Source organism: Microcystis sp., assembly GCF_048564745.1.
GTDB lineage: Bacteria > Cyanobacteriota > Cyanobacteriia > Cyanobacteriales > Microcystaceae > Microcystis > Microcystis ichthyoblabe_A.
Genome location: NZ_JBLZRT010000073.1, coordinates 67,379 through 80,054, shown reverse-complemented (window position 1 = coordinate 80,054; position 12,676 = coordinate 67,379). Strand labels below are relative to the sequence as shown.

General features: G+C 43.0%; 13 protein-coding genes. 9 read left to right on the top strand and 4 right to left on the bottom strand.

Annotated elements, in window-relative coordinates; all coding sequences use genetic code 11:
* From ACOCD9_RS09775 to ACOCD9_RS09740, 8 genes are all read left to right on the top strand, one after another.
* A partial coding sequence (locus ACOCD9_RS09775; protein WP_287703720.1) for a transposase occupies positions 1-326 on the top strand: 326 nt, incomplete at its 5' end.
* A gap of 386 nt (positions 327-712) precedes the next feature.
* Positions 713-3,283, top strand: coding sequence for a DUF3536 domain-containing protein (locus ACOCD9_RS09770; RefSeq protein WP_419547262.1), 2,571 nt, complete (start codon positions 713-715; stop codon positions 3,281-3,283).
* Positions 3,284-3,420: 137 nt separating this feature from the next.
* Positions 3,421-4,668, top strand: a complete 1,248-nt coding sequence (trpB, locus tag ACOCD9_RS09765) for a tryptophan synthase subunit beta (protein ID WP_419547261.1) — start codon at positions 3,421-3,423, stop codon at positions 4,666-4,668.
* 105 nt (positions 4,669-4,773) lie between these two features.
* Positions 4,774-5,763 (top strand): CAP domain-containing protein, encoded by a 990-nt coding sequence (locus ACOCD9_RS09760; protein ID WP_419547260.1) that lies wholly within the window; start codon positions 4,774-4,776, stop codon positions 5,761-5,763.
* A gap of 173 nt (positions 5,764-5,936) precedes the next feature.
* Positions 5,937-6,566, top strand: a complete 630-nt coding sequence (locus ACOCD9_RS09755; protein WP_104398291.1) for a ribonuclease D — start codon at positions 5,937-5,939, stop codon at positions 6,564-6,566.
* Positions 6,567-6,885: 319 nt separating this feature from the next.
* Positions 6,886-7,536 carry a DUF3318 domain-containing protein gene (locus ACOCD9_RS09750; RefSeq protein ID WP_002756255.1) on the top strand — a complete coding sequence of 217 codons (651 nt, stop codon included), beginning with the start codon at positions 6,886-6,888 and terminating at the stop codon, positions 7,534-7,536.
* A gap of 114 nt (positions 7,537-7,650) precedes the next feature.
* Positions 7,651-8,646: an anti-sigma factor antagonist gene (locus tag ACOCD9_RS09745; protein WP_104398289.1), complete on the top strand. Its 996-nt coding sequence runs from the start codon at positions 7,651-7,653 to the stop codon at positions 8,644-8,646.
* Positions 8,633-9,085 (top strand): ATP-binding protein, encoded by a 453-nt coding sequence (locus ACOCD9_RS09740; RefSeq protein ID WP_271927603.1) that lies wholly within the window; start codon positions 8,633-8,635, stop codon positions 9,083-9,085. Before ACOCD9_RS09745 ends, ACOCD9_RS09740 begins: the two co-directional genes overlap by 14 nt.
* 6 nt (positions 9,086-9,091) lie before the next feature.
* On the opposite strand, the gene ACOCD9_RS09735 is transcribed toward ACOCD9_RS09740, so the two are convergent.
* The 4 genes from ACOCD9_RS09735 to petN all read right to left on the bottom strand — a co-directional run bounded on the left by ACOCD9_RS09735 (position 9,092) and on the right by petN (position 12,182).
* Positions 9,092-10,537, bottom strand: coding sequence for a GUN4 domain-containing protein (locus tag ACOCD9_RS09735; protein ID WP_419547263.1), 1,446 nt, complete (start codon positions 10,535-10,537; stop codon positions 9,092-9,094).
* Positions 10,538-10,632: 95 nt separating this feature from the next.
* Positions 10,633-11,886, bottom strand: a complete 1,254-nt coding sequence (gene sbcD / locus ACOCD9_RS09730; protein ID WP_287703733.1) for an exonuclease subunit SbcD — start codon at positions 11,884-11,886, stop codon at positions 10,633-10,635.
* Positions 11,887-11,932: 46 nt separating this feature from the next.
* Entirely contained in the window at positions 11,933-12,076 is a 144-nt protein-coding gene (locus ACOCD9_RS09725; RefSeq protein ID WP_002736416.1) for a hypothetical protein, read from the bottom strand.
* Between the two features lie 16 nt (positions 12,077-12,092).
* Positions 12,093-12,182, bottom strand: coding sequence for a cytochrome b6-f complex subunit PetN (gene petN / locus ACOCD9_RS09720; protein ID WP_012265708.1), 90 nt, complete (start codon positions 12,180-12,182; stop codon positions 12,093-12,095).
* 85 nt (positions 12,183-12,267) lie between these two features.
* Here petN and ACOCD9_RS09715 point away from each other — a divergent pair, with 85 nt between their 5' ends.
* On the top strand, positions 12,268-12,663 hold the full coding sequence (locus ACOCD9_RS09715; protein WP_287703735.1) for a hypothetical protein: 396 nt from the start codon (positions 12,268-12,270) through the stop codon (positions 12,661-12,663).
* Positions 12,664-12,676 lie beyond the last annotated feature (13 nt).

The following is a 12,676-nucleotide window of genomic DNA, read 5'->3' as shown; positions in this document are numbered from 1 at the left end:
AGATAAATCCAGGTAAAAGAATTATTATCTTTTGGGATGTAGCTTCCTATCATAGAGGGGAATTAATACAAGGTTTTTTAGCTGAAGTAAATGAAGGTTTAGCCCCAGAAAACTGGAAAATAACCTGTCATTTATTTGCTCCTTATGCTCCTGAAGAAAATACGATTGAAGCAATTTGGCTATCATTAAAAACTCTGGTAAGGAGATGCTACCGTTTCTGTAAAAATTTTCGGATTATGAAGAAGATATTTAATCTTTTAATCAACCTTAAACTATTTACTTTTCCTAATCTCCACAATTACGATGCTTTTTCATGTCTCATTTGAAAACGCTATATCTTCTCTGGAATCGGTAAACCCGAACCCTTATAAGGAGGAGCAATTTTTTGGGCATGGCGATCGCTTTTTGGGCAAGAGGAGGAACGAGCGCATCTCTCCTAGGGTAGAACGCTGATGGCAAAGGATGGTCAGTCACCCCTAGATAGTCAACAGCCTACCCGAAAAAGCTAGATTTTGTAACAAAATTTAGTATTACTTAGTGCTGTGTATAGAGAAGTTGCGAATTGTTAACCCTAGCTTTGCTAGGAAAATAAAATGTGATATTGTGACCCCAAGGCCGTGAAAAACGGCAAGGTTTTCAGTTTTTTTAAACATCAGGTCGCTACATTCTACAGCTATTTTCGCTCAAAAAAAACGATTTTCTAGGCCTTTCTATGACTTATCTTGTTGAACATCCTTCTACAACCTTTTATTCCTATACCGATACGGGGGTCGATCCCCTGAAAACCGCTCACGGAGTTTATATCACGGTTCACGGACATTTTTACCAACCACCGCGAGAAAATCCCTATCTAGACAGAATTGAACGGCAGCCGAGCGCCCATCCCTTCCACAATTGGAATGAACGCATCCATCACGAGTGTTATCGTGCCAATGCTTTTGCACGCATTTACAATGACCGGGGGGAAGTGATCAAAATAGTTAATAACTACGAATATCTCAGCTTTAACATCGGGGCCACCCTCATGTCATGGATGCAATCCCATGATCCCGAAGTTTACCAACGCATCCTGACAGCGGACAGAAAAAGTTGTCAACGCTTAAACGGTCATGGTAACGCCATCGCCCAGGTCTATAATCATATCATTCTGCCCCTAGCCAACAAACAGGACAAATACACCCAAATTCGCTGGGGAAAAGCTGATTTTCAGCACCGTTTCGGCCGTGATCCCGAAGGAATGTGGTTAGCAGAAACAGCCATTGATTTAGCCACAGTGACAGCTTTAATCGATGAAGGGATTAAATTCACCATTTTAGCCCCTTCCCAGGCCCTGCGCTGTCGTCCTTTCCCTAGCGACCACGATCCTCATCCCCAATGGCACGCGGTGGCCGGAGGTCAAATTGATCCCACCCGTCCCTATCGCTGTTACATCCCCGATGGTCGTTATCTGGATATTTTCTTCTACGATGGTCCAATTTCTCGCGATATGGGCTTTAATGATGTCCTAGCCAGTAGTGATTTTCTCGTCGGTCGTCTGGGACAAGCAATTAAAGGGGATCATCGACCCTCCCAGTTAATCAGCGTCGCTACCGATGGGGAAACCTTCGGCCACCACAAACAGGGGACAGAGAAGTGTCTTAGCTATGCTTTTACGGAATCTTTCCCTAAAAACGGCTGGACAGTCACCAATTTCGCCCATTATCTCAGTATTTGCCCCCCCACTTGGGAAGTGGAATTAAAACCCGTGACCGCGTGGAGTTGTGTCCATGGCGTAAATCGTTGGCAGGATGACTGTGGTTGCGGGGGAGGGGGAAATTACCAGCAAAAATGGCGTAAACCCCTGCGGGAGTCCCTAAATTGGCTCAGAGATGAGTTGATTAAGGTCTATGAGATTCAGGGACAGGAATTTTTCCGCGATCCTTGGCAGACAAGGGATGACTACATTGCAGTTATTTTAGATCGATCCCCAGACGCGATCGAACATTTCCTGGCTTTGCATCAAAGTCGTACCCTGAGTAAAAGCGAGAAAATCGATGCTTTGCGTTTATTAGAAATGCAAAGACAAGCTTTATTGATGTTTACCAGTTGTGGCTGGTTTTTTGAGGAAATTTCTCGACCTGAAGGCACGCAAATTTTGAGATATGCTGGCCGGGCCCTGGAATTAGCCGGAGAAGTGGCTGGAATTCAATTAGAAATGAATTTCCTCAGTCGTCTAGCTTTCGCTCCCAGTAACGTTAAGTTATATCAAGATGGGGCCGATGTCTATCGACAATTGGTCACTTCTGCGCGGGTGGATTTGGAACGGGTGGCGGCCCATTACGCTATTAGTTCCCTATTTACCAATTATCCCAGTCATCATCGGATTTATTGTTACAATACCCGTCAATTAGATTATCAAAAACAAGCGATCGGGTCTTTAACTTTAGCAGTGGGACAGGTGGAATTAACCTCGGAAATTACCCAAGAAAGTGAACATTTTGTTTTTGCTGTTCTACATTTAGGAGGTTGGGATTTTTACTGCTCCATTCAACCTTTTAACAGTCGGTTAATCTATACCAATCTTAAGGATCATCTCTTTGAATCTTTACAACAGGCCAGTGTCTCAACCATGATCGTAGAAATGGGGCGCGGATTGGGAGAAAACTTTTTTGCTTTACCCCATCTTTTTGCCGATGAAAGACACCGGATCATGCAGAAGGTGACAGCCGAAACTAAAAAACGTCTCGATCAATTATACACCCAAGTTTATCGGGATAATTACGGCATTTTAGCGGCTTTCCAACGGGATGAGATTCCCGTACCTCAAGAGTTACAGGTAGCGGCCGATATTGCCATTTCTCACCGTTGTTTACAGGTGATTAATGCCCTAGAAAAAGATTTTGAGCAGCGGCAAGCGACGGAAAATAATCTCGATCAATTATTTGCTATTGCTAAGGAAGCCAATCATTTACGCTGTCAATTAAATATTCCCGAAGCGCGTCAAACCTTAGAAAGTTTGCTCTGGCAATCTCTTTGGAAATTATTACACGATGGCGATCCTTTAACGGCGGAGGACGATACTCGCTTAATCACCCGTTTAATTGAAGTTAGCCAACAATTAAACCTAGGATTATCCCTCGATCGCTCTCAGGAATTATACTATTATTACTTCCATGATCGTTTAGTTCCTAATTCTTTGCAGTCTAATTCAATAGATGCTGCCTGTCCTTGGCCGATGACTCAATTAAAATGGTTATTACTATTAGGACAGGTGTTAAAAGTTGATGTGAGTATTTGGCTGTAAAATCAGTCAAAGGGTGGGCAATGCTCATCCTTTGATGATTAAGTAGGTTAGGCGATAATTGCCCTCGAACTCAGGTTAACCCAGAGACTAAACCCTTAGATTTATAATGGATCATAAGTCTCTCATCCAAGGTTTACATGACTATCACGCCGATTTATCCTGCCTCAGCCGGCACAGCAACCCAGTATCCCGATGCTTTTGGGCGTTTTGGACGCTACGGGGGCAAATACGTCCCGGAAACCCTGATGCCAGCCTTAAGTGAACTAGAAACGGCCTATAATCAGTATAAGGACGACCCCGATTTTCAAGAAGAATTAAATCAACTGCTCAAGGATTACGTCGGCAGACCTAGTCCCTTATATTTTGCCGAACGTCTCACCGCCCATTATGCCAAAGCTGACGGTACTGGGGCGCAAATTTACCTGAAACGGGAAGATTTAAACCATACTGGGGCCCACAAGATTAATAACGCCCTCGGTCAGGTTTTATTAGCCAAACGCATGGGTAAAAAGCGAATTATCGCCGAAACCGGGGCAGGACAGCACGGCGTGGCCACTGCTACGGTTTGCGCTCGTTTTGGTCTAGAATGCGTGATTTATATGGGAATTCACGACATGGAACGCCAAGAACTCAATGTTTTCCGCATGAGACTGCTTGGCGCGACGGTGCAACCCGTGGCCGCCGGGACGGGAACCCTGAAAGATGCCACCTCGGAAGCGATTCGCGACTGGGTAACTAATGTGGAAACCACTCACTACATCCTTGGTTCTGTGGCCGGTCCTCATCCCTATCCGATGATGGTGCGCGATTTTCATGCGATTATTGGTCAAGAAACTCGTCAGCAAAGTCTGGAAAAATGGGGCGGTTCACCGGATATTCTCCTCGCTTGTGTGGGGGGTGGTTCTAATGCTATGGGTTTATTTCATGAGTTTGTTAAAGAAGCTGCCGTGCGTTTAATTGGTGTTGAGGCGGCTGGGGAAAGTATCGCCTCTGGAAAACACGCAGCTACCCTTACCCAAGGTCAACCGGGGGTTCTACATGGGGCCATGAGTTATTTATTACAAGATAACGAAGGTCAAGTTATCGAGGCTCACTCCATTAGTGCCGGTTTAGATTATCCCGGAGTCGGGCCAGAACATAGCTTTTTAAAAGATAGTGGTCGCGCTGAATATTACAGTGTCACTGACCGGGAAGCACTAGAAGCTTTTCAACGAGTTTCCCGTTTAGAGGGGATTATTCCAGCCCTAGAAACTGCCCACGCTTTAGCCTATTTAGAAACTCTTTGCCCGCAAGTAACCGGTAGTCCTCGCATTGTTATTAATTTCTCTGGACGGGGTGATAAAGATGTGCAATCGGTGGCTAAATATCTATCGATGAATGGTTAACAGTGAGCAGTTATCAGTTATCAGTTATCAGTGAGAGGAATAAGCTATGGTGCATCTAAATTTGATATTCGTTTTGACCTATTTCCCGTTCCAGACTAGCTTAACATGAAAAGTTCTTTTAAGAAGCGTTATCAGTTAGGAATTTTGATGCTTGTATCGACAAGTTTAATGGCCTGTAGTGCCTTAAACTATAGCTCTTTGACGGAACTTGTACCATCTTTCTCTCCCTCTCCTTCTCCCTCTCCTTTAGATGCGGCAACTTTACTTGTTTTAGAGCATAAAATCTATCAACAGGTAAATCGCTATCGTCAATCTGGCAATTTATCTCCCCTACTGTTAAATCGGACAATTTCGCAACAAGCAAGATTACATAGCCAACGTATGGCCGCGGGTTTAGTTCCTTTTAGTCATCAAGATTTTGACAAAAGAGCGCAAACTATTGGCGTTTCCGTTCCCTATGAAGCGGTGGGGGAAAATGTGGCAGTTAATCAAGGTTATGATGACCCGGTAATGATTGCTGTGGATGGTTGGATTAAAAGTCAAGGTCATCGGGAAAATATGGAGGGAGATTTTGATAGTACCGGGATTGGAGTAGCGACGGATAATCAAGGAAAATTGTACTTTACTCAAATATTTTTAAAACGTCAATTCCCTCCCGTTTCTACTAATTCCCTTAGCTACGATCCTATCGGGAATCAATCTTTTTTAATTACCCTTGAAGAAAACACTAATTATCAAGTTAATCGCTACCGAATTTCTCAAAATTTACCGCCCCTACGTCTCGATGCTCGTATTAGTCATGAAGCTCGCTTATTTAGTCAAAAAATGGCCAATAAACAGGCTCCTTTTAGTCATGATGGTTTTGAGGGAAGAGTCAAGGCAGTACAAAGGAAGATTCCTTTAGAAAAAATGGGCGAAAATTTGGCTTTTATGAAGGGATATCCTGACCCCGTTAGCGTTGCCGTCAAGGGTTGGATTAATAGCCCTGGCCATCAAAAAAATATGGTTGGTGATTATAATCTCACCGGTATCGGTATCGCTAAAAATAATGCTGGTGAATATTATTTTACACAACTTTTTGTTAAAAAGCGTTGACAAAATTACCCCGATGATACCTAAAATTAATTACCAGTCTTTAGCTATCAGCCTTTTCAGTTATCAGTGATCAGTTATCAGTGATCAGTTATCAGGGAAATAAAGGCACTCGTGCAATAGGCAAAAGCATTACAAATTTCCCTCCTGTCTCCTGTCTCCTATCTGCTAAATATATGAACTTAGACAATTTTCAAGTGTGCGATCAAGATTTAAGCGATGACCTATTATCTCGTTATTTAGGGGTTAATTCGATCGCTGTAGATACAGAAACGATGGGATTAATACCGGGGCGCGATCGACTGTGTTTAATTCAACTCTGTGACCCCAGTGGTTTTGTCACCGCTATTCGCATTTTTAGGGGGCAAACAGAGGCTCCTAATCTCAAAAAGGTCATGGAGGATGAGCGGATAGAAAAAGTCTTTCATTTCGCCCGTTTTGATGTGGCTCAATTGTCCCAAACTTTTGGCATTGCCACTAAACCGATTTTCTGCACTAAAATCGCCAGTAAACTGGCTCGGACTTATACCAGTAGTCACGGTTTAAAAAGTCTCGTGCAGGAATTGGAAGGCATAGAATTAGATAAAACCGCTCAAAGTTCTGATTGGGGAAATGTCGCTAATCTTACTCCAAAACAACTGATTTACGCGGCTAACGATGTGCGCTATTTACTGTCAGTGCGAGATAAACTAATTGTGATGCTGCAAAGGGAAGAAAGATGGGAATTAGCCCAAAAGTGCTTTAGTTGTATCCCCGTCTTCACCGCTTTAGATTTACAGCAATACAAAGATATCTTTGAGCATTAGTCGGCAAAAGTTACGGTCTATTTAATAAGTAAATAGAAGATAGATTCTGTCTTTGATCCCCCCTTAATAAGGGGGGTATCTGACAATTTTTAACACCCACCCACTCAGTCCGATTGACTCCCAATCGAACTTTAAAACCCCAGTTATGGATTGTTTATCCCCACTTCCCCACTTCCCACTTCCCACTTCCCCACTTCCATCACTGGTTACTGATCACTGAAAATGCTCCCTAGGGCTAAAAGCTGCCAAGATCACAAAAAAGACCGCTATGATCCAAAATAGAAATCATCGTCATTGGTAGAGAATAGGTAAAAAATCTATGACATCTTATGCGGCCTCCTCTGCAAGAGCCGAAATGAGCGAACTTCGGCGCCTAAAAACCCTGCTACCCCCAGAATTACAAAGTTGGGTAACGGTAGAAGGTTCTACAGAGATTAACCCCCCCCTGATCCGTTGTGAAGAAATTGGCAGAGACGAGGTAGAAATTCAGATAGATTTGGCAAAATGGGAAAATTTAGCCATCGATCAGCGTAATTTGCTCTTTTGGCATGAAGTGGCCAGGATTCAAAATGACAGTATTCCCCGGGAAGGCTGGGAAATGGCCGCCCTCGCTATTGGCTTAGGTGGTGCGGTGGGAGAATTATGGGTACAGGACGGTTTATTATTGCTCTTGGCCATGGGATTATGTGGGATTTCCGGTTATCGTCTCTGGCGCAAAAATAACGGTGATAAAATTCTCAAAGAAGCGATCGAAGCCGATGAAAAAGCGATCGCCCTGGCCACTCGTTTCGGTTACTCTCTCCCCAACGCCTACAAGAGCCTAGGCAGTGCCTTTAAAACCCTAATCGAACAAACACCTAACCGTCGTCTGCGTAAGCGTTATGAGACCCGTTTAGATGCCCTAAGGAAGAGTGCGGCGAAAGCGAAATCCCAAACCCAAGGCCGTCCGCCCCTAGGTGAGATTCGTTAGCCGATAATTACAGATAATCTGTGACATTACCCATTGGTATTTGCGGAAAAGTGTAGTAAACATTTAAGTAGGTCATCAGGCCTTGCTCATCTATCAAACCACCTCGTTGTGTCGATGACTTCCCAAATTCCTGAAACACGTTTTCTGATCATTCCGATGGAGTATCCGGTTTTGCGGATGCCGGAACGCTTGACTGTCTTGGAAGCATTACAGTTCAAGGATCTGTTTCACCATCTCATCGCCCAAACACCCACTCCCGAAAAAGTCATTCTCGATCTGAATGCTACTCAATTTATGGATAGTAGTGGTGTGGGTGCTTTAGTGCATAATCTCAAAGCGGCTAGGGAAAAAAATATCGAGTTAGTGCTGGCTAACGTCCATCCCCCAGTGATGGGGGTTTTATCGATTACGGGACTAGATCAATTATTCACTTTCCAAACCCCTCCCCTAGCAGCCCAAGAAAACGGCCTTACTACCCCTGAAAACCATCTACCGGAAACCCATCCCTCGATTCGCAGTTGGTTAAAGCGCGGTCTTGACATTCTTGGTGGCATCGTGGGTTTATTAATCACGGGGGTTATTTTTGTCCCCATTGCTATCGCTATTAAGTTAGACAGTCCAGGGCCAATTTTTTTCAGTCAAACCCGCTGCGGTTGGTTGGGAAAGGAATTTAAGATTCTTAAGTTTCGTTCCATGTGTGTGGATGCAGAAACACTCAAGGATAAAATCCCCAATCAAGCGGAGGGAGCTTTTTTTAAGAATAAAAATGATCCCCGGATTACCCGGGTAGGAAAATTTTTACGTCGTACCAGTTTAGACGAATTGCCCCAGTTTTGGAATGTGATCACCGGTGAAATGAGTCTTGTCGGCACTCGTCCCCCCACACCGGATGAGGTGGAACGCTACGATGTTCCCCAATGGCAACGTTTAGACGTAAAACCCGGTATGACGGGAGAATGGCAGGTGAATGGTCGCTCTCAGGTGCGTAATTTTGAAGAGGTAATTCAACTAGATTTGCGCTATCAAGAAAATTGGAGTTTAGGCTACGATCTACAACTGATTTTTAAAACAATTTTGATTCTCTTTCAAAAAAACAGTGGTGCCTTCTGAAGTCTTAAATTCCCCTTCTTTCCCCCTCCAATTCCATCTACAAGTCCGGACGGAATTGGCAGCTTTAATCCCAGTCCTACAATGGTTTGAATCTCACGGCCGCTCTTTTTTACCTGACTCGGTGCTTTGGCAGTGTAAGGTGGCTTTAGCAGAAGGATTTACTAATGCTGTCCGTTACGCTCACCAACATTTACCACCGACCACACCGATCGATCTAGAATTAACTTTTTCGTCCCATTCTCTAGAAATAAGAATATGGGATCACGGTCAACCTTTTGATCTGCAAGCCAAACTCGATTCTCTACAACAACATCCCCTCGCACCTTTGGAAATGGAAAGCGATCGAGGATTACTTTTCATGCGTTCTCTTACTGATAGTTTACAATATATCCGCACTGGCGAAGGGAGAAACTGTTTAATTCTCCAGAAAAGTTTTTAAGTCAATTTATCCCCTGCTAGAAACTACGTCAATGGTACAGGTTTCCAGACGAGAAAAAAGAATTATCCCACCCCCCACACCCCAGACAAGGGTGGGAAGATGTCCGGAGGGTGCTTTGAGAGAGAAAGTAATTTGATCGTAGTACAACCACTTGTTATTAACTCGCCAACCGACTTTTGACCCAAAAGCGTTCCATTTTTGTTGGTCATAATTGCCGCTTCCTCCCAAACTTTCATAGATTCTTTTCTGAACAGATATACCGAATTTTCCCTGACTATATTTTAACCAGAGTTGATTGATAGTGGCTAAATCTTCACAGGGAAAGTTATCTATATCTTCTATCTTAAGATATTTTTCTTTAGTTCGATCAGCAACTTTTAAAAATAGATTAGCCGTTTCTTGATCGGCCTCTCGCCATTTTTCTTGCGCTAAGAAATCCCGTAGGTTAGTGTAATCAATTGCCTTGACACTTTTGAGGTTAATTTCCTCCCTGGTGGCAACTGGAAAAACTGATAAAACCGTTTCTTGAATTGTGTCCTGTGATCGGGGTTTTGGCGGAATCACTACGGCTAATTTTACCGCTAACTCTTGCAGGACTTCCCCGGCTGATTGATAACGTTTTTTGGTGCCAAATTCAATTAATTTATCTAAAATTTCACCTAATTCAACACTAACAGGATTATTAATAAGGTGCTGTCTCCATACCCATTCATGTTCACTCACATCGAATAATTCAAAGGGAGATACTCCCGTTAATAAATAGATACAAGTGACTCCTAAACTATATAAATCACTGCTATTGATCGCTTTGCCATTGCTTTGTTCTGGGGCGATATATCCCGCCGAACCGATCACTGTTCCTGTCAGGGAAAGATTAGCAATGGTTATAAATTTAGAGGCACCGAAATCCACTAAAATTATTTTATTATCGATGCGTCTCCTAATTATATTAGCTGGTTTAATATCCCGATGAATGACTCTTTTAGTATGGATAAAATCAAGAATTGGCAAAATTTCTAATAAAAGATATTTGATCTTTTCTTCATTGAAAACTCCCTCGCTTTGTAATTCTTGTTCTAGATTTTCTCCCTCAATATATTCTTGAACAAGATATTGTCGCCCATCATTGCCAGTAAAATAGGCATAGAGGGAGGGAATTTGTGGGTGTTGACCGAGATTATCTAAACTAATCGCTTCTTCTTTAAATAATTCCGCAGCCTTCTTGAGAGCATTACTACCCTGAGCGCTAGGAAAAAATTGTTTAATTACACAATAGGGTTGAGAAGGTTTATCCTCATCAATTGCTTGGAAAGTTTTACCGAAACCTCCTTGACCAATTAATTTTATGGCACGATAACGATCTTTGAGTAATAATTGAAAGCGACATTTTTGACAGAATTTATCTGTAGGATCATTGTTATATAGACAATCGGGATTAAGACATAAACTCATTGTTAGTTCAAACAGGGATAGGGAAGATGTTTCAGTGAGCAGTAAACCGACAACTGATAACTGATAACTGATAACTGATAACTGATAACTGATAGCTAAATCGAGGTTTCTTCCTCTAGCCAAATTTCTGGCTGTTGATTTAATAAAAGCTGGGCTGCCTCTAACATATCATCAACAATATCGCGCAAATCTTCCTTATTGTCGATATAAGCTTTTAACGCCTCCATCGGATCTAATTGATTGCCCACCCCTAATTCCGGTAAACGGGGACGGGTTAATTGACTAATTAATTCCGCCCGAATACTATAACTATGGGCAGTTTTTAAAGCCTCGTCAAGCTGATTGGTGTTAATTAGTTCTAATTGTTCACTGCGAATTTTATAAACTAAGCGGATAACTGCTTCCTGAATATCATGTTTTTTGAGAGCTTTTAGCAATTCTTTTTGGGGGTTTGCTGCCTCGGAAACATCCACTTCGATGGAACGGAAACGACGCACGGGTAAAGGACAAAATTCCCATTTAACCTCTCCTTTAGCCACTTCTATTAAAACATAGCCTTTATCTTCTTTTTCCTCGCTAAAATCCACTCGATCAATGCTCCCCGGATAGACAATAGGCGGATCATTGCTAGGATTAAGATTTTGGTGTTTGTGAACATGGCCTAGGGCAACATACTCGAATTGTGGACGATTTAGCAGGGATAAAGGCACGGTAAAACCTTTACCAACCGCTAAAAATCTTTCTGCTCCTAAACTAGCTCTATCGGCCATTAAATGGGCTAATAAAACTGTTGGTACGCTTGTATCTAATTGGCGAATTTCTCCTTCTAAAACTGGTTCCAAACGGTTAATTAACAATTCATTTACCCCACTCAAGGATAAACCCTCGGTTTCGGGACGGGTTAAGAGAGTGGCGCGGGTTAACCAAGGTAAAGTAATTACTTGGATATCGCCGTTGCGAGTGGTGATGCGATGGGTGGTCAGGCGATCGCCAACAATAAACCCCGGCACCGCTAAGGTACGATAGATGGAGAGACTGACACCGCCATTACCCTGAGAATGTTGATCGTGATTACCCACTAATAACACCGTCGGGATCTTAGCATCGGCAAGACGACGGAATTGACTGGCAAAAGCTTCGTGAACAAAAGGAGGAGGAGTGGCATCGGGAAAGGCATCTCCCCCAAAAAGCACTAGATCCACAGGGGAGGCAATAGCCCGATCGATACAGAGGCTTAAACTGCCCATAAAATCCTCTAAACGAGTATTTAATCCCGTTTTTGGATTTAAACGTCCATGGGAAAAACCGCTCCCCATGTGAATATCCGATAAGTGCAGTATTTTAATCATAGTAAAGGAAAAACAGGCGCAATTAAGTACACCTGTTCAGAATTATTTATTTTCCTAATTTTTTATCGCCATCTTGACGACGGCGATCGCGCCATTCTGTAGTCGTCAGGTAGAGAATGCCACCACTGACGATAACGAGGAGAATTAAGGCGACTAGAAAGAGAGTGTTGAGAATCAAGGATGTTTCCATGGTATCTATAGATTACCTAGAAACCGTTACGACCCCAAACCACCATGGCGATCGACCAAGTGAACAGGGCGAGAATGCTAACCCAACCAAGTGTCAAAATATCCATAATTGCCTTTGTTAAACGAAATACTTAGGAGATAACTACTCAATTTATAATACTTCATCAGTGACTCCGTTTTAGAGAGGCGATCATGCAAATTACGCTCAAGGAAAGAATCGAATCCATACAGGTGGGGAGTATCTCGGCTCTGGCTTTCCTGGTTCCCTATCTGCTATTTTTAACTGTTGATCGACTATTGTTAGGGGAATCGCTCACACTAATTGGCGCTTTTGTCAAGATATCCGGGGCGATAATTAGCGGATTTCTCTTCGGTGTCACCTATCGTTATGTCGTCCGTAACGACGATAATCCCCATCTCAAAGATGGTACAGTGGCAGCTTTTGCCCTAGTCCGCGGCCTAGTTCCCCTACAATTATCCACAGACTTGATCGCTGACGCTTGGCAATTAAGTCTCTTTCTGGGAGAGAGCTTTATCTGTTTTTTATCCTGTCGTCTGCTCTTGGAGTTGACTAAGCTGCGCCCATAACCGACTCAGTTAT